We start from the raw sequence: 16,207 nt of genomic DNA, 5'->3' as shown, positions 1-16,207 counted from the left end.
CTGGTGGATCGGGGCATTCCGTGCGATCTGACGAGGTACGGAACCCCGGCGACAGCCCTGCGGCACCGTAGCCGCGACCTCGCCGCAGCGTCGGTCTCGACGGGCGGGGAAAGCGGCGCAGGACTTTCACGCCGCAGACGCAGAGCCATCACTGAGGGGGATCAGCAGGTGAGCATGACGGCCTCCGCGGCAGCCACCGGAGGAGGGGCCGGTGCGGCGACCTCCGGTGCGGGCACGGGGCTCGGCTTCTGCCGGGTCACGATCGTCGCGCCCGACAGCCGCATCGACGTGGCGTTGCCCGACGACATCCCGGTCGCCGACATCTATCCGGAGATCCTCAGGCTCTCCCAGCAGAGCCCCGCCGAGGGCGCACCCGTCGGCTACCACCTGGTACGCCGGGACGGCACCGTTCTCGACAGCTCCCGTTCCTTCGCCGCCCAGCGCATCCTCGACGGCGAACTCCTCACGCTGCGCCCCTTCTCCGAGTCGCTGCCCCCCGCGGTCTTCGACGACGTCTCCGAAGCGGTCGCGTCCGCCGTGACGAGTGAACGCACCTTGTGGAGCGGCGACTTGACCCGCGCCGCGGGCCTCGTCGGAGGAGGTGTACTGCCGGTCCTGCTCGCCTTCGTGGCCTGGACCGGCGACCCGCTCCACGACATGAACAGCCTGCCCGGCATCCTCGCCGGGGTCGCCGGTGTACTTCTGGTCGTCCTCTCCTGCGTACGCGCCAGGGTCTACGACGACCGGGCCTCGGCCATCGCCCTGGGACTCGGCGCCCTGCCCAACGTCGGCGTGGCCGGCTCGGGGCTCCTCCCGCTCGCCGACGGACAGGGGATCGGCAAGCTCCAGTTCCTCCTCGCCTGCGCGGCGGTGCTGCTGGCCTCGGTGCTGCTCACCCTCTGCTCGCCGAGTGGGGACGGCCCGTTCGTCGCCTTCGTCTTCGCCTCCGCCATCGGCCTGCTCGCCGTGTTCGCGGCGACCCTCGCCGACTGGACCCCCTCCGAGATCGCCGCCCTGTGCGCCCCGATCGCCGTCGGGGGCCTGGCCTTCCTGCCGGGTCTGTCGATGCGCTTCGCCCGGCTGCCGATCGGCTTCGACACCCCGGACACCGCCCCGCGCAGCGCGTACGACACCGACCCCGCCCCCCAGGAGCCGGTCGACGCCGAGCGGGTCACCGCCAAGGCCCGGCGCGGACACGAACTCCTGGTCGGCCTGGTGGGCGGCTGCGCGCTGATCGCCGTCGGTGCCTCGGCCGTCCTCGGCTTCTCGTCGAACGTCTGGGCCCAACTCCTCGCCCTCGCGACCGGCGTGGCCCTGCTGATGCGCGCGCACCTCTTCCGGTACACCGGCCAGGTCGCCCCCGTCCTGGGCGCCGGCCTCGCCTGCCTCGTACTGCTCGGCCTCGGGCTGGCGCTCAACCCGCCGCAATCGATCGTCCTCGAGGCCCTCAGGGGCGACCGCACCGACCTCGACATCCGGACCGTCTGGCTCGTGGCGGCGATCGCCGCGATGGCCGCGCTCGTCACGGCGATCGGCCTGATCGTCTCGCGCGGCGGCCTCACCCCGTTCTGGGGACGCTTCCTGGAGATCGCCGAGGGCTTCGTGCTGCTGACCCTGGTGCCGCTGGCACTGGCCGTCTTCGACGTGTACAGCACGGCCCGGTCGATGACGAGCTGAGCCGGCCGAACCGGCAATGAGTGAAGGGACCTCTGAGCGTGAGCTTCGGCCCACCTCCCTCCGTCTACACCCAGTCCAGCGTGACGGCGGACCACCAGCGCAGGAAGCGCCGTAGGACGTTGTTCGGCGCGGTGGCCGCCGTCCTGGGGATTGTGTTGGCCGGGGGTACCTGGCTGCTGTGGGAGCCCGATCCCGCACGGTCGGACAAGCCGGCGGCCACCGCGCCGAACCGCCTCGACATCCGTCAGACGGTCGAGACGCAGCCCGCGAGCACCAACGGCAAGATGGCCCTCCGCTTCTCCATAAACGACATGAGCGCCGGCCAACACCACGAGATGCCGGGCACCTGGGCCACGGACAAGATCCTCGCAAAGGGCATCAACAAGACACTCGTCGGCGTGAGCATCGGCACGGACGCCGCTCCGGGCGAAGAGAAGTGGAAGCTCCCCCTCGACGGCCCGATCTGCGGCTACACCCGCGATGTGAGCGTCGAGAACCGTACGGCCGTCCTCTTCCGGGCCGACAGCAGCGAGGGTGCCCTCTGCAACCACGTGGCCTTCGTCGACCTCGACACCGGCCTTGAGATCTGGCAGACCGACTTCCCGGCCTCCGCTGCCGGTGACTACCCGGGCGCTCCCAGCGACAGCGACACCCAGGACACCCCGAGCGTGGCCCTGACGCACGGCACGGTCATCGTGACCTGGGGCGGCGGCACGGACGCGTACACCATGGACACGGGCAAGCGCCGCTGGCGCACGACACCGACCGGCCCCTGCCAGGACATGGGCGCCGCCGGCGGGGGTGCGCTGGTCATCCGCCAGGAGTGCTGGAACCACGACGAGAGCCTTCCCCCCGACTCGCTGGAACGCGTCGCCTACAAGGCGCGCAAGGTGGACCCGAGCACGGGCAAGATCCTTTGGACCTACTCCGCCGCCGCGGGCATCAGGGACCTGAGGATCCCCTCAGCCGAACCCGCGGTACTCGCCGTCCAAGCCGGCAAGATCGGCATCTCCGAACTCCTCTCCCTTGACGACAGGGGCAAGGATCGCGCGACGATCCGACTTCAGAACGGCACCTACGTAGGCGAGTGCTCGTACAACGACTACCTCGTCGTCGACGACTGCCCGACCATCGCCGTCGGCGCCGGTCAGATCTTCCTGCGGAGCAAGGAGACGGGAGAGAAGGCCAACGCCAACTGGATCATCGGTTTCGACCTGGCGACCGGGAACACCACGAAGAAATTCGACTCCGGCCCCGGCTCGCTGCTCTACCCGATCCGGATGAGCGGCGACCGACTCCTCGCCCTGCGCGAAACCGACGACCACATCTCGCCCTCAGCGCTCGTCAGCCTTGACCCCAAGACCGGCAAGGAGACCCCGTACTTCTACTTCGACCTGCCAGAAGAGGCCGCCCTGCTCATGATGACGGAATACAACGACATCGTCGTCCAAGACGGCCGCCTCTTCTTCGGCGCCAAGGCTGTTGACGGCCCAGCCGCCGACCAGTCGAAGTGGATCTACATGGTCCTCGGCATCGAGAGCACCGCGGTCAAAGACCAGTAACCGGATCCGCACGTGGCGGCCTACACGTGGCGGCGGGGCGGATTCCGGATCCCCGCCGCCCTCTCCACGTCGCCTACGCGTCCTGCCCCCCGTTGTGCGGAGCCGCCTCCAGATCGAACTCCCCGTCCCGCGCCCCCAGCACGAACGCCCGCCACTCCGCCTCCGTGTACCGCAGCACGGTGTCGGGGTCGAGCGACGACCGCATGGCCACGGCGCCTTCGGGGAGGTAGGCGATCTCGACGCGCTCCTCGTGCTCCTCGGTGCCCGGCGCGCTGTGCCACTCGACGCCGGAGATGTCGAGGGCGTACAGCTCGTCCCTCTCCCGCTCCTTGCGTGCCTTGAGTTCCTCGTCCTTGGTGTCGGCCATGGCGATGTCTGATCCTTCCCTCTGCAACGAGCTGTCCAGTCACCCTACTTGCCACCGTTCCCCCTGGTCAGGCGTTTGCCCATGAGCGACCGTCACGAAGGGCGACAGCTCCCTCACACTTCCGTGCCCTCGTCAGAAAGGTCCCGACCGTGAGTTTCGGCCCACCGCCCTCCGTCTTCACCGAGTCCACCCTGGCGGCCGAGAAACGCAGGAAGCGCCGCAGGATGCTCGTCCTCGGTGCCACGACGACCGCACTCGCGGTGCTGCTCGCGGGGATATGGGCACTGTCGTACGACAGCACCGCCACCCCCTCCGGCCAGAGCCCGGTCGCGGCAGGCCAAGCCCCGGACGACATCCGGGAGACGATCGAGCGGCGGCCTGCGACCCCGGAAGCGGTGAGCGCGGTCGCGCGCCGCGCCGAGGGCGTCAAGGCCGGCCAGAACATCGAGGCGACGGGTACCTGGGCGACCGCCAGGACGTTTGCGAAGACCCTGGGCAACAGCATCACGGGGTACAGGATTTCGACCAACCGCCAGGCGTGGAAACTGGCCTTCCCCGGCAGCGTCTGCGCCGCCACCCCGCACGTCACCGTGGACGGCCGGACCGCCGTGCCTTCTCGAGCGAGCCCACCAGGACCGATCCGAGCGGTGGGACCATGAGCGGCCCGTGCGACCGGATCGCGATGTTCGACCTCGACACGGGCAAGCGGCTGTGGCACGTCCGGTTGCCCCAGAAGCGACTCATGCCCGCCAGGGTCACGATGACGCGCGGAAAGGTCATCGCGGCCTGGGAGGACGGCTCGGCGGCGTACGCCATGACCACCGGGAAGCTGCTCTGGTCGCACACGCCCGGACCGGCCTGCGGGGACAGCGGCTACGCCGGGGGTAAGGCCCTCGTGCGGGTCGTCAGGTGCGGCAACGCGGACAACAGCCGCTTTCGGGTGGAGGGGACGAACCCCGAGACCGGAAAGCCCTTGTGGACCTACACGGTGACTCCAGGCGTCCAGGACGTTCGTCTGGTCTCCTCGTCCCCCGTCGTCATCGCTGTCGCGGCGGGCGACCTCGTGATCACCGATCTGATCTCCCTGAGTGACCGGGGCGAGTTTCGCGCCACCATCTCGGTGCCCGTCCAGACCTACGTCACCAAGTGCGGCGACGGCATCGACGTCACGGGCCCGATCGAGACCTGTGACGCGGTGGTGGTCGACGAGCGGCAGCTGTACGTCGCCACTCAGGCACGGGACACCGGCACCGTGAGCGCCCACGGACAGGTGGCCAACGAGATCGTCGCCTTCGACCTGGCCACCGGGAAGAGCCTCAGGAAGTTCGACGCCAAGATCGGCCGCCCGATGTACCCCGTCCGTATGAGCGGCGACCTGCTGATCGCCGCTCGGGAGTCCTCCTCCGCACACACGCCCAGCGCCGCCGTGAGCATCGACCCCAGGTCGGGGAAGGAGACCCTGCTCCTGCTCTTCGGCACCGTCGGCATGCTGCCCTTCGAGTACCTGGACGTCCGCTACGAGCACGGCCGCATCTTCTTCGCCGCGACGAGCCTCGCCGGGCCGGTGAGCAAGGACGACGAAGGTGAGGGCCTCTGGCTTGCCGACGGGTTCGAGACCGGTGGCTGATACCGGGTGGCTGATACCCGAGACGACCCCGGTCAGGGGCGTCCTCCCAGGCTGGTACTCTGTGCTGTGGCCGTTTGTGTACGCGCCCCCGGAGCCCAGGCCCTGGAGGCCGCGCCCAGCGGATCCCCGCCTCCCGAGTATCGGAAGCTTCCCTGAGATTTAGACCAGGGGCACTCGGTGGCCTTCACAGACTACGAGGAGTACGCGTGTCGCTCGACGCCGCTACGAAGAAGCAGCTCATCAGCGAGTTCGGTACCAAGGAGGGCGACACCGGCTCCCCCGAGGTCCAGGTCGCGATGCTCTCGCGCCGTATCTCGGACCTGACCGAGCACCTCAAGACCCACAAGCACGACCACCACTCCCGCCGTGGTCTGCTGATCCTGGTCGGTCAGCGCCGCCGCCTGCTGCAGTACCTGGCCAAGAAGGACATCCAGCGCTTCCGTGCGCTGGTCGACCGCCTCGGCATCCGCCGCGGTGCGGCGGGCGCCAAGTAAGACGCCGTGAGGGGAGCGGTTCCCGTGACTAGGGGACCGCTCCCTTTGCTGTACGTAGGGAACGTGCGGAGTGTCACTGACGCTTTGTACTGTGGTAGCACAACGCAATACGTACGACGCAGAGTGATGACGCGTACTCGCTGAGGGTATGGCGTCATACGACAACGAACAACGAGGAGAAGCGCACCGCACCGCCGCCGGTCCTCGGTAGTGGCCCCCGGGGGAAGTGAGCCCCGAGGGCTTCGATCGAAGACCGGCCCGCACCAGACGGAGCGCTTCTCCGCAACCGTCCCCCTGCCACACGGGCAGTGAGGGACGAAAGACGACAAGTTACGGAGAAAACGCTAGTGGAGAACGAGACCCACTACGCCGAGGCCGTCATTGACAACGGTTCCTTCGGCACCCGCACCATCCGTTTCGAGACGGGCCGCCTGGCCAAGCAGGCCGCCGGCTCCGCCGTGGCGTACCTGGACGACGACACCATGGTGCTGTCGGCCACCACCGCCTCCAAGAACCCCAAGGACCAGCTCGACTTCTTCCCCCTCACGGTGGACGTCGAGGAGCGGATGTACGCCGCCGGCAAGATTCCCGGCAGCTTCTTCCGCCGTGAGGGCCGTCCCTCCGAGGACGCCATCCTCACCTGCCGCCTGATCGACCGCCCGCTGCGCCCGTCCTTCAAGAAGGGCCTGCGCAACGAGATCCAGGTCGTCGCCACCATCATGGCGCTCAACCCCGACCACCTGTACGACGTTGTGGCGATCAACGCCGCCTCCGCGTCCACGCAGCTGGCCGGTCTGCCCTTCTCCGGCCCGATCGGCGGCGTCCGCGTCGCGCTGATCAACGGCCAGTGGGTCGCGTTCCCGACGCACACCGAGCTCGAGGACGCCGTCTTCGACATGGTCGTCGCCGGTCGCGTCCTGGAGGACGGCGACGTCGCGATCATGATGGTCGAGGCCGAGGCCACCGAGAAGACCATCCAGCTGGTCGCGGGCGGCGCCGAGGCGCCGACCGAGGAGGTCGTCGCCTCCGGTCTGGACGCCGCGAAGCCCTTCATCAAGGTGCTCTGCAAGGCCCAGGCCGACCTCGCCGCGAAGGCCGCCAAGCCGACCGGCGAGTTCCCGGTCTTCCTCGACCACCAGGACGACGTCCTGGAGGCGCTGTCCGCCGCCGTCCGCCCGGAGCTCACCTCCGCGCTGACCATCGCGGGCAAGCAGGAGCGCGAGGCCGAGCTGGACCGCGTCAAGCAACTCGCCGCCGAGAAGCTCCTGCCGGACTTCGAGGGCCGCGAGAAGGAGATCTCCGCCGCGTACCGCTCGCTGACCAAGTCCCTGGTCCGTGAGCGCGTCATCAAGGAGAAGACGCGTATCGACGGCCGTGGGCTCACGGACATCCGTACGCTCGCCGCCGAGGTCGAGGCCATCCCGCGCGTGCACGGTTCGGCGCTGTTCGAGCGTGGCGAGACCCAGATCCTGGGCGTCACCACCCTGAACATGCTCCGGATGGAGCAGCAGCTGGACACCCTTTCCCCGGTGACCCGCAAGCGCTACATGCACAACTACAACTTCCCGCCGTACTCCGTCGGCGAGACCGGCCGCGTCGGCTCCCCGAAGCGCCGCGAGATCGGCCACGGCGCCCTCGCCGAGCGCGCCATCGTGCCGGTGCTGCCGACGCGCGAGGAGTTCCCCTACGCGATCCGTCAGGTGTCCGAGGCCCTCGGCTCCAACGGCTCGACGTCCATGGGCTCGGTCTGCGCCTCCACCATGTCGCTGCTGAACGCCGGTGTGCCCCTGAAGGCCCCCGTCGCCGGTATCGCCATGGGCCTGATCTCCCAGGAGATCAACGGCGAGACGCACTACGTCGCCCTCACCGACATCCTCGGTGCGGAGGACGCCTTCGGCGACATGGACTTCAAGGTCGCCGGCACCAAGGAGTTCGTGACCGCCCTCCAGCTCGACACCAAGCTGGACGGCATCCCGGCCTCCGTCCTGGCCGCGGCCCTCAAGCAGGCCCGCGACGCCCGCCTCCACATCCTCGACGTGATGATGGAAGCGATCGACACGCCGGACGAGATGTCCCCCAACGCCCCGCGGATCATCACCGTCAAGATCCCCGTGGACAAGATCGGCGAGGTCATCGGCCCGAAGGGCAAGATGATCAACCAGATCCAGGAGGACACCGGCGCCGAGATCACGATCGAGGACGACGGCACCATCTACATCGGTGCCCAGGTCGGCTCGCAGGCCGAGGCCGCCCGCGCCACGATCAACTCGATCGCCAACCCGACCATGCCGGAGGTCGGCGAGCGCTACCTGGGCACGGTCGTGAAGACGACCACCTTCGGTGCGTTCGTCTCGCTGCTCCCGGGCAAGGACGGTCTGCTGCACATCTCGCAGATCCGCAAGCTCGCTGGCGGCAAGCGCGTGGAGAACGTCGAGGACGTGCTCGGTGTGGGCTCCAAGGTCCAGGTCGAGATCGCTGAGATCGACTCCCGCGGCAAGCTCTCCCTCATCCCCGTGATCGAGGGCGAAGGCGACGACGACGAGAAGAAGGACGACACCGACCAGTGACGTCGAGCAGCTCCACGGCGACGGCCCGCACCTCCTCGGAGGCGCGGGCCGTCGCCCGTACCCAAACCCTGATCAAGGGGACCAACGGCATCGGTGTCGTCCGCAAGACCACCCTCCCCGGCGGCCTGCGCATCGTCACCGAGACCCTGCCCTCGGTCCGCTCGGCGACCTTCGGCATCTGGGCCCACGTCGGCTCCCGCGACGAGACGCCGACCCTGAACGGCGCCACGCACTACCTGGAGCACCTCCTCTTCAAGGGCACGTCACGCCGTAGCGCCCTGGACATCTCCTCCGCCATCGACGCGGTCGGCGGCGAGATGAACGCCTTCACGGCGAAGGAGTACACGTGCTACTACGCGCGCGTGCTCGACACCGACCTGCCCCTGGCCATCGACGTCGTCTGCGACATGCTCACGGGCTCCCTCATCCTCGAAGAGGACGTCAACGTCGAGCGGGGCGCGATCCTCGAAGAGATCGCCATGACCGAGGACGACCCGGGCGACTGCGTGCACGACCTGTTCGCGCACACCATGTTCGGCGACAACCCCCTCGGCCGCCCGGTCCTCGGCACGGTCGACACGGTCAACGCCCTCACCGCCGACCGCATCCGCCGCTTCTACAAGAAGCACTACGACCCGACCCACCTCGTGGTCGCCGCGGCCGGCAACATCGACCACAACAAGGTCGTACGACAGGTCCGCGCCGCCTTCGAGAGGGCGGGCTCCCTCAAGAACCCCGACGCCGAGCCCATCGCACCCCGTGAGGGCAGCCGAGCCCTGCGCACCGCGGGCCGCGTCGAGCTGATCGGCCGCAAGACCGAGCAGGCCCACGTCGTCCTGGGCATGCCGGGCCTGGCCCGCACGGACGAGCGCCGCTGGGCGCTGGGGGTGCTCAACACTGCCCTCGGCGGCGGCATGTCCTCCCGCCTCTTCCAGGAGGTCCGCGAGAAGCGCGGCCTGGCCTACAGCGTGTACTCGTACACCTCCGGCTTCGCCGACTGCGGCCTCTTCGGCGTGTACGCGGGCTGCCGCCCGAGCCAGGTGCACGACGTCCTGAAGATCTGCCGCGACGAACTCGACCACGTCGCCGAGCACAGCCTCTCGGACGACGAGATCGGCCGTGCCATCGGCCAGCTCCAGGGCTCCACCGTCCTCGGCCTGGAGGACACCGGCGCGCTGATGAACCGTATCGGCAAGAGCGAGCTGTGCTGGGGCGAGCAGATGTCCGTCGACGACATGCTGGCCCGGATAGCCTCGGTCACCCCGGACGACGTCCGGTCGGTCGCCCGCGAGATCCTGGGCCGACGGCCCTCGCTGTCGGTCATCGGCCCGCTGAAGGACAAGCAGGCGTCCCGACTGCACGAGGCCGTCGCCTGACCAAGTCCGAAACCCCGAGAATCCATAACCCCGAGACTCCGTAACCCCGAGACTCCGTCCCTGAGACTCCGGAACCCCGGTTAAGGAAGCAAGAAGATGAGCAAGCTGCGCGTGGCGGTCCTCGGTGCCAAGGGCCGGATCGGCTCCGAGGCGGTACGGGCGGTCGACGCCGCCGAGGACATGGAGCTGGTCGCCGCCCTCAGCCGGGGCGACAAGCTGGAGACGCTGGCCGAGAGCGGTGCCCAGGTCGCCGTCGAACTGACCACGCCGGCCTCGGTGATGGACAACCTCGACTACTGCGTACGGCACGGCATCCACGCCGTCGTCGGTACGACGGGCTGGACCGACGAGCGCCTCGCGCAGCTCGAGGGCTGGCTCGCCGAGTCCCCGGAGACCGGCGTGCTCATCGCGCCGAACTTCTCCATCGGGGCCGTACTGACGATGAAGTTCGCGCAGATCGCCGCGCCCTACTTCGAGTCCGTCGAGGTCGTCGAGCTGCACCACCCGAACAAGGTGGACGCCCCGTCCGGCACGGCCACCCGCACCGCCCAGCTCATCGCCGACGCCCGCCGCGCGGCCGGCTCCGCCCCGGCGCCGGACGCCACGGCGACGGCCCTGGACGGCGCCCGCGGAGCCAACGTCGACGGCGTTCCCGTGCACGCCATCCGCCTGCGCGGCCTGCTCGCCCACCAGGAGGTCCTGCTGGGCGGCGAGGGCGAGACACTGACCGTCCGCCACGACTCCCTGCACCACAGCAGCTTCATGCCGGGCATCCTGCTCGGCGCCCGCCGCGTGGTGACCACCCCGGGCCTGACCTTCGGCCTGGAACACTTCCTGGACCTGGGCTGACACCCGCCATGCGAGCCAAGCTCTCCTACGCCGTAACGGCCGCCGTCCTGGTCTTCTACTTCGTCCTGGTCGGCAGCCGCGGCGTCATGCTCATCCAGACCGGCACGCTCCTCACCGTCACCTTCGGCGTGGCGGTGCTGATCCTGCCGGTCATCGGCGTGTGGTTCCTGTGGAAGAACACCCAGTTCGTCCGCAGGGCCAACCAGCTCGCCGCCGAACTCGACGCCCAGGGCGGCCTGCCCGTCGACGAGCTGAAGCGCACCCCCGGCGGCCGCATCGACCGCGACTCCGCCGACGAGGTCTTCGCCAAGCGCAAGGCCGAGACGGAGGCGGCCCCCGACGACTGGCGCAGCTGGTTCCGCCTGGCCGTCGCCTACCAGGACGCCCGCGACACCCCGCGCGCCCGCAAGGCCATGCAGAGGGCGATCGCCCTCCACGACGGCAAACCGGTCCAGGTCTGACCGCTCCAGCCGCACGCCGAAGGGGCCGGCCCGCACCAGATGCGGACCGGCCCCTTCGCCGCGCTGCCGGACGTCAGCCCCGCCGGTACTCCTCGCCCCACGCCTCGACCGCGTCCGACGCCCTGTCGAAGGCCTCGGCACGCGCCAGGAAGTCCGCGTTGTGCGTGGTCAGCAGGGCCTGCGCGTCATCAGCGGCACGGTCGTGCCGTACGAGGAGCAGCGCCTGTCCCTGAACGGTGCGCGGCAGGCCGAGCCAACGCACCGGCTGCTGCACCGTCCGCACGGCTGCCACCCGGTCCCAGGGCACCGTATGCGTGAGGAAGAAGCCCACCCGGCGCAGGCCGAGCGCGCTCACCCACACGCCTACGCGCAGCAGCCGCAGGGCACCGGCGATGACGAGCAGCGCGATGCCGAACACCACACCCGCCTCGGACACCGAGCCGGTCAGCGCGATGATGACGGCCGCGAACAGCACGTACGAGGCGAGCAACAGCAGGATCGCGGCGGCGCCCACGCGCCACGGGCCGGGGCGGTAGGGGCGCCGCCAGCGGTCGCGGTCGTCGAACGGCAGCGCGACGTCGTCCATCGCCTCGAATGCGCGGTCGGCCGTCAGGAAGGGCAGGGGCACGGCTGGGTCCTCACTCAATCCATCCATGGGCTGTGCCCGGTGAGGTTATCCACCTGTACCCCCGCTCACCACCCTTGGGGGGCCGGATGGAGTCAGTGCCCCTGGGACGCCTGGGACTGCTGGGTCTGCGCCGACTGATCCGGACTCAGCGCCGGCATCCCGACGACCAGGGAGCCCACGAGCGCGGCGACGATGGTGAGCCCCAGCAGCCAGCGCCCGGCTATTTGACTCACGGACGCCCGCTCGCGAGGCGGGGGAGTGACATTGCTGCGGAACTTGTCGGCTTCGGCGAGGAAGGCGAACGGTACGGGTTCGCGCCGACGGAACATCGGGGGTGCTTCTCCCTTCCGGGATCGAACGAGTGACTCTCACTGACGCAGACGAGCGGGTGCCCCAAAAGGTGCCGTCTTTCGCCGAATTCGCAGAAGTTCACCGAAGTTGTCGCCTCCCGGCACCGAACGCCCCGATGTCAGTGCCGGGCCGTAGAGTGGGCGCCGCCCGAGAGAAGTGATGGAAGGACCCTCCGAGCCGTGACCGACACCCCCGCCGACGACCTCAAGCCCAGCTTCCGCAGCGAAGTCACCGTGGAGCTCGTCAAGCACACCGCGTCCGACGCGGACGTGCTCTTCGCCGCCCGCGTCTCGACCGTCGGCGAGCAGTCCCTGGAAGAGCTGGGCAAGGACCCGGAGCGCTCCAAGGGCCTGATCAACTACCTCATGCGGGACAGGCACGGCAGCCCCTTCGAGCACAACTCGATGACCTTCTTCATCAGCGCCCCGATCTTCGTCTTCCGCGAGTTCATGCGACACCGCGTGGGCTGGTCGTACAACGAGGAGAGCGGCCGCTACCGGGAGCTCCAGCCGGTCTTCTACGTCCCGGGCGAGTCCCGCAAGCTCGTCCAGGAGGGCCGCCCCGGCAAGTACGTCTTCGTGGAGGGCACCGAGGCCCAGCGGGAGCTGGTCGGCCGCACCATGGAGGACTCCTACCGCCAGGCGTACGAGGCCTACCAGGAGATGCTCGCCGCCGGCGTCGCCCGCGAGGTCGCCCGCGCGGTCCTCCCCGTCGGCCTCTTCTCCTCGATGTACGCCACCTGCAACGCCCGCTCGCTGATGCACTTCCTTGGTCTGCGCACCCAGCACGAGTTGGCGAAGGTCCCGTCCTTCCCGCAGCGTGAGATCGAGATGGTCGGCGAGAAGATGGAAGCCGAGTGGGCCAAGCTCATGCCGCTCACCTACGCGGCCTTCAATGCGAACGGCCGTGTGGCGCCGTAACGCACCCTCGTTCTCCCGCAGGGCACAGATGTACGGGTCAGCCTCACGAAGTGTCCGTATTGCGGCATTTAGAGAAGTTCATCTAGCCTGATCAAACGGACCCGGCACTGCTTGAACCCCCGAGCAGGCAGTGCCGGGCTCCGCATTTGTCACCACTTGTCGCCTCCCCCGAGGGCAGACCCGGCCTTGAGCAGCGAGTAGCGTGTTACCCATGGCTCCGACCTCCACTCCGCAGACCCCCTTCGGGCGGGTCCTCACCGCCATGGTCACGCCCTTCACGGCGGACGGCGCACTCGACCTCGACGGCGCACAGCGGCTCGCCACCCACCTGGTGGACGCAGGCAACGACGGCCTGATCATCAACGGGACCACCGGCGAGTCGCCCACGACCAGTGACGCGGAGAAATCGGATCTCGTACGAGCCATCCTGGAGGCCGTCGGCGACCGCGCCCACGTCGTCGCCGGCGTCGGCACGAACGACACCCACCACAGCATCGAGCTCGCCCGCGCCGCCGAGAGGACCGGCGCGCACGGCCTCCTGGTCGTCACGCCGTACTACAACAAGCCCCCGCAGGAGGGCCTGTACCGGCACTTCACAGCCATCGCCGACGCCGCCGAGCTGCCGGTCATGCTGTACGACATCCCCGGCCGCAGCGGCGTCCCGATCAACACCGAGACACTCGTCCGCCTCGCCGAGCACCCGCGGATCGTCGCCAACAAGGACGCCAAGGGCGACCTCGGCCGCGCCAGCTGGGCCATCGCCCGCTCCGGCCTCGCCTGGTACTCCGGCGACGACATGCTGAACCTGCCGCTGCTCTCCGTGGGCGCGGTCGGCTTCGTATCGGTCGTAGGCCATGTGGTCACGCCCGACCTGCGGGCCCTCGTGGAGGCCTTCGCCTCCGGTGATGTCCAGAAGGCCACCGAGATCCACCAGAAGCTGCTCCCGGTCTACACCGGCATGTTCCGCACCCAGGGCGTCATGACCACCAAGGCCGCGCTCGCCCTCCAGGGCCTGCCTGCCGGACCGCTGCGCGCCCCCATGGTCGAGCTCGCGCCCGAGGAGGTCGAGCAGCTCAAGATCGATCTTGCCGCCGGCGGGGTACAGCTCTAGCACCAGACTTCGCGAATCTCTTCGCGCGATCAGACTTCACAACTGAATAAGCAGGCCACCGGTGCCTGTGTCCACAACGACAACTGCTTCTGCACGAACGTCATGCGCGCCACGTGCCCACCGGTACGTGGCGCGTGTGGTGAGGAGAGTCTTTTGAGTCATCCGCATCCTGAACTCGGCCCGCCCCCGCCGCTCCCCGAGAGCGGCCTGCGCGTCACCCCGCTCGGCGGCCTCGGCGAAATCGGCCGGAACATGACGGTCTTCGAGTACGGCGGCCGTCTGCTGATCGTCGACTGCGGCGTGCTCTTCCCCGAGGAGGAGCAGCCCGGAATCGACCTGATCCTTCCGGACTTCTCGTCCGTACGGGACCGCCTCGACGACATCGAGGGCATCGTCCTTACGCACGGCCACGAGGACCACATCGGTGGTGTCCCCTATCTTCTCCGCGAGAAGCCGGACATCCCACTGATCGGCTCCAAGCTGACTCTCGCCCTGATCGAGGCGAAGCTCCAGGAGCACCGCATCCGCCCGTACACCCTGGAAGTGGCGGAGGGGCACCGAGAGCGCATCGGCCCCTTCGACTGCGAGTTCGTCGCGGTCAACCACTCCATCCCGGACGCCCTGGCCGTGGCCATCCGCACTCCGGCCGGCATGGTGGTCCACACGGGCGACTTCAAGATGGACCAGCTCCCGCTGGACAACCGCCTCACCGATCTCCACGCGTTCGCACGGCTGAGCGAGGAGGGCATCGACCTCCTTCTCTCCGACTCGACGAATGCCGAGGTCCCGGGGTTCGTTCCGCCCGAGCGCGACATCTCCAACGTCCTGCGCACGGTCTTCGGGAACGCGCGCAAGCGGATCATCGTGGCGAGCTTCGCCAGCCACGTCCACCGCATCCAGCAGATCCTGGACGCGGCCCACGAGTACGGCCGCAGGGTCGCCTTCGTCGGCCGCTCGATGGTCCGCAACATGGGCATCGCCAGGGACCTGGGATACCTCAAGGTCCCGCCGGGCCTGGTGGTGGACGTCAAGACGCTCGACGATCTGCCGGACCACGAGGTGGTCCTGGTCTGCACGGGTTCCCAGGGCGAACCGATGGCGGCCCTGTCCCGCATGGCCAACCGTGACCACCAGATCCGCATCGTCCCCGGCGACACGGTCATCCTGGCCTCGTCGCTGATCCCCGGCAACGAGAACGCGGTCTACCGCGTCATCAACGGCCTGACACGCTGGGGCGCGAACGTCGTCCACAAGGGCAACGCCAAGGTGCACGTCTCCGGCCACGCGTCCGCGGGCGAGCTCCTGTACTTCTACAACATCTGCCGCCCGAAGAACCTGATGCCGGTCCACGGCGAATGGCGCCACCTGCGCGCCAACGCCGAGCTGGGCGCTCTGACCGGCGTCCCGCACGACCGGATCGTCATCGCCGAGGACGGCGTGGTCGTCGACCTGGTCGGGGGCAAGGCGAAGATCTCCGGCAAGGTCCAGGCGGGTTACGTGTACGTCGACGGCCTCTCGGTCGGTGACGTGGGCGAGCCGGCGCTGAAGGACCGCAAGATCCTCGGAGACGAGGGCATCATCTCGGTCTTCGTGGTCCTCGACTCCTCGACCGGCAAGATCACAGGCGGACCGCACGTCCAGGCGCGCGGCTCCGGCATCGAGGACTCGGCCTTCAGCGATGTCATCCCGAGGATCACCGAGGTGCTGGAGCGGTCGGCCCAGGACGGCGTCGTGGAGCCGCACCAGATGCAGCAACTCATCCGCCGGACCCTGGGCAAGTGGGTCTCGGACAACTACCGGCGCAGGCCGATGATCCTCCCTGTGGTGGTGGAGGTCTGACGGTCCGTCGGCCTTCGTCCGCGTGACTCAGGAGCGGGGCGCCTCGATTTGCATCGAGGCGCCCCGCTCCAGTAGGTTTACGGCTCCGCCCAGACGGGAACCCGGCCGCTTCGTGCGCCGGAACCAGTCCCCGGGGGGCGGGAATTCCGACTCAGAACTTCTGATAAAGTCGGAATCGCCGGAAAGGGAAACGCGAGAGCGGGAACCTGGAAAGCACCGAGGAAATCGGATCGGGAAGATCTGGTAGACTCGGAAACGCAAGACCGAAGGGAAGCGCCCGGAGGAAAGCCCGAGAGGGTGAGTACAAAGGAAGCGTCCGTTCCTTGAGAACTCAACAGCGTGCCAAAAGTCAACGCCAGATATGTTGATACCCCGTCC

General features: G+C 68.8%; 15 protein-coding genes. 12 read left to right on the top strand and 3 right to left on the bottom strand.

The genetic code is table 11. The annotated features are described in order from the left end of the window. The first annotated feature begins 174 nt into the window (after positions 1-174). Both eccD and AC5P09_RS04695 read left to right on the top strand, forming a co-directional pair. On the top strand, positions 175-1,677 hold the full coding sequence (eccD, locus tag AC5P09_RS04700; protein WP_493872581.1) for a type VII secretion integral membrane protein EccD: 1,503 nt from the start codon (positions 175-177) through the stop codon (positions 1,675-1,677). A gap of 38 nt (positions 1,678-1,715) precedes the next feature. Continuing rightward, the gene (locus tag AC5P09_RS04695) at positions 1,716-3,239 is read left to right on the top strand and encodes an outer membrane protein assembly factor BamB family protein (RefSeq protein WP_493872580.1); all 1,524 of its coding nucleotides are present in this window, start codon (positions 1,716-1,718) and stop codon (positions 3,237-3,239) included. Positions 3,240-3,312: 73 nt separating this feature from the next. On the opposite strand, the gene AC5P09_RS04690 is transcribed toward AC5P09_RS04695, so the two are convergent. Further along, entirely contained in the window at positions 3,313-3,606 is a 294-nt protein-coding gene (locus AC5P09_RS04690; RefSeq protein WP_493872579.1) for a DUF397 domain-containing protein, read from the bottom strand. 149 nt (positions 3,607-3,755) lie between these two features. Between AC5P09_RS04690 and AC5P09_RS04685 the strand changes: the two genes are divergently transcribed. From AC5P09_RS04685 to AC5P09_RS04655, 7 genes are all read left to right on the top strand, one after another. Further along, entirely contained in the window at positions 3,756-4,265 is a 510-nt protein-coding gene (locus AC5P09_RS04685; RefSeq protein ID WP_493872578.1) for a hypothetical protein, read from the top strand. Next, on the top strand, positions 4,262-5,233 hold the full coding sequence (locus AC5P09_RS04680) for an outer membrane protein assembly factor BamB family protein (RefSeq protein ID WP_493872577.1): 972 nt from the start codon (positions 4,262-4,264) through the stop codon (positions 5,231-5,233). The genes AC5P09_RS04685 and AC5P09_RS04680 overlap by 4 nt, the downstream gene beginning before the upstream one ends. Before the next feature lie 206 nt (positions 5,234-5,439). Further along, positions 5,440-5,727, top strand: coding sequence for a 30S ribosomal protein S15 (gene rpsO, locus AC5P09_RS04675; RefSeq protein ID WP_307677652.1), 288 nt, complete (start codon positions 5,440-5,442; stop codon positions 5,725-5,727). A gap of 347 nt (positions 5,728-6,074) precedes the next feature. Continuing rightward, a complete protein-coding gene (locus AC5P09_RS04670; protein ID WP_493872576.1) occupies positions 6,075-8,294 on the top strand; it encodes a polyribonucleotide nucleotidyltransferase in 2,220 nt (739 codons plus the stop codon). Further along, the gene (locus tag AC5P09_RS04665) at positions 8,291-9,670 is read left to right on the top strand and encodes a M16 family metallopeptidase (protein ID WP_493872575.1); all 1,380 of its coding nucleotides are present in this window, start codon (positions 8,291-8,293) and stop codon (positions 9,668-9,670) included. The genes AC5P09_RS04670 and AC5P09_RS04665 overlap by 4 nt, the downstream gene beginning before the upstream one ends. Positions 9,671-9,766: 96 nt before the next feature. After that, a complete protein-coding gene (gene dapB, locus AC5P09_RS04660) occupies positions 9,767-10,519 on the top strand; it encodes a 4-hydroxy-tetrahydrodipicolinate reductase (protein WP_493872574.1) in 753 nt (250 codons plus the stop codon). Between the two features lie 8 nt (positions 10,520-10,527). Then, complete coding sequence (locus AC5P09_RS04655) at positions 10,528-10,980, top strand: tetratricopeptide repeat protein (RefSeq protein WP_266433037.1); 453 nt, start codon at positions 10,528-10,530, stop codon at positions 10,978-10,980. A gap of 73 nt (positions 10,981-11,053) precedes the next feature. Here AC5P09_RS04655 and AC5P09_RS04650 read toward each other — a convergent pair whose 3' ends face one another. Together AC5P09_RS04650 and AC5P09_RS04645 are read right to left on the bottom strand one after the other, a co-directional pair. Then, positions 11,054-11,608, bottom strand: coding sequence for an SCO5741 family PH domain-containing membrane protein (locus AC5P09_RS04650; protein ID WP_493872573.1), 555 nt, complete (start codon positions 11,606-11,608; stop codon positions 11,054-11,056). A 92-nt stretch (positions 11,609-11,700) separates the two neighbouring features. Continuing rightward, positions 11,701-11,937 (bottom strand): hypothetical protein, encoded by a 237-nt coding sequence (locus AC5P09_RS04645; RefSeq protein WP_493872572.1) that lies wholly within the window; start codon positions 11,935-11,937, stop codon positions 11,701-11,703. Between the two features lie 201 nt (positions 11,938-12,138). Here AC5P09_RS04645 and thyX point away from each other — a divergent pair, with 201 nt between their 5' ends. From thyX to AC5P09_RS04630, 3 genes are all read left to right on the top strand, one after another. Then, positions 12,139-12,879 carry an FAD-dependent thymidylate synthase gene (gene thyX, locus AC5P09_RS04640; protein ID WP_493872571.1) on the top strand — a complete coding sequence of 247 codons (741 nt, stop codon included), beginning with the start codon at positions 12,139-12,141 and terminating at the stop codon, positions 12,877-12,879. A 211-nt stretch (positions 12,880-13,090) separates the two neighbouring features. Continuing rightward, the gene (dapA, locus tag AC5P09_RS04635; RefSeq protein WP_493872570.1) at positions 13,091-13,990 is read left to right on the top strand and encodes a 4-hydroxy-tetrahydrodipicolinate synthase; all 900 of its coding nucleotides are present in this window, start codon (positions 13,091-13,093) and stop codon (positions 13,988-13,990) included. Positions 13,991-14,143: 153 nt separating this feature from the next. Beyond that, on the top strand, positions 14,144-15,829 hold the full coding sequence (locus tag AC5P09_RS04630) for a ribonuclease J (protein WP_307677659.1): 1,686 nt from the start codon (positions 14,144-14,146) through the stop codon (positions 15,827-15,829). The last annotated feature ends 378 nt before the right edge of the window (positions 15,830-16,207 follow it).

Source organism: Streptomyces sp. a15 (genome assembly GCF_059026085.1).
This window is presented reverse-complemented; position numbering and strand designations above follow the sequence as displayed.

Bases quoted from the DNA above. Each gene is read 5' to 3' on its own strand.
- dapA (WP_493872570.1), top strand. From the start codon at position 13,091: ATGGCTCCGACCTCCACTCCGCAGACCCCCTTCGGGCGGGTCCTCACC.
- AC5P09_RS04690 (WP_493872579.1), bottom strand. From the start codon at position 3,606: ATGGCCGACACCAAGGACGAGGAACTCAAGGCACGCAAGGAGCGGGAG.
- AC5P09_RS04655 (WP_266433037.1), top strand. From the start codon at position 10,528: ATGCGAGCCAAGCTCTCCTACGCCGTAACGGCCGCCGTCCTGGTCTTC.
- AC5P09_RS04680 (WP_493872577.1), top strand. From the start codon at position 4,262: ATGAGCGGCCCGTGCGACCGGATCGCGATGTTCGACCTCGACACGGGC.
- dapB (WP_493872574.1), top strand. From the start codon at position 9,767: ATGAGCAAGCTGCGCGTGGCGGTCCTCGGTGCCAAGGGCCGGATCGGC.
- eccD (WP_493872581.1), top strand. From the start codon at position 175: ATGACGGCCTCCGCGGCAGCCACCGGAGGAGGGGCCGGTGCGGCGACC.
- AC5P09_RS04645 (WP_493872572.1), bottom strand. From the start codon at position 11,937: ATGTTCCGTCGGCGCGAACCCGTACCGTTCGCCTTCCTCGCCGAAGCC.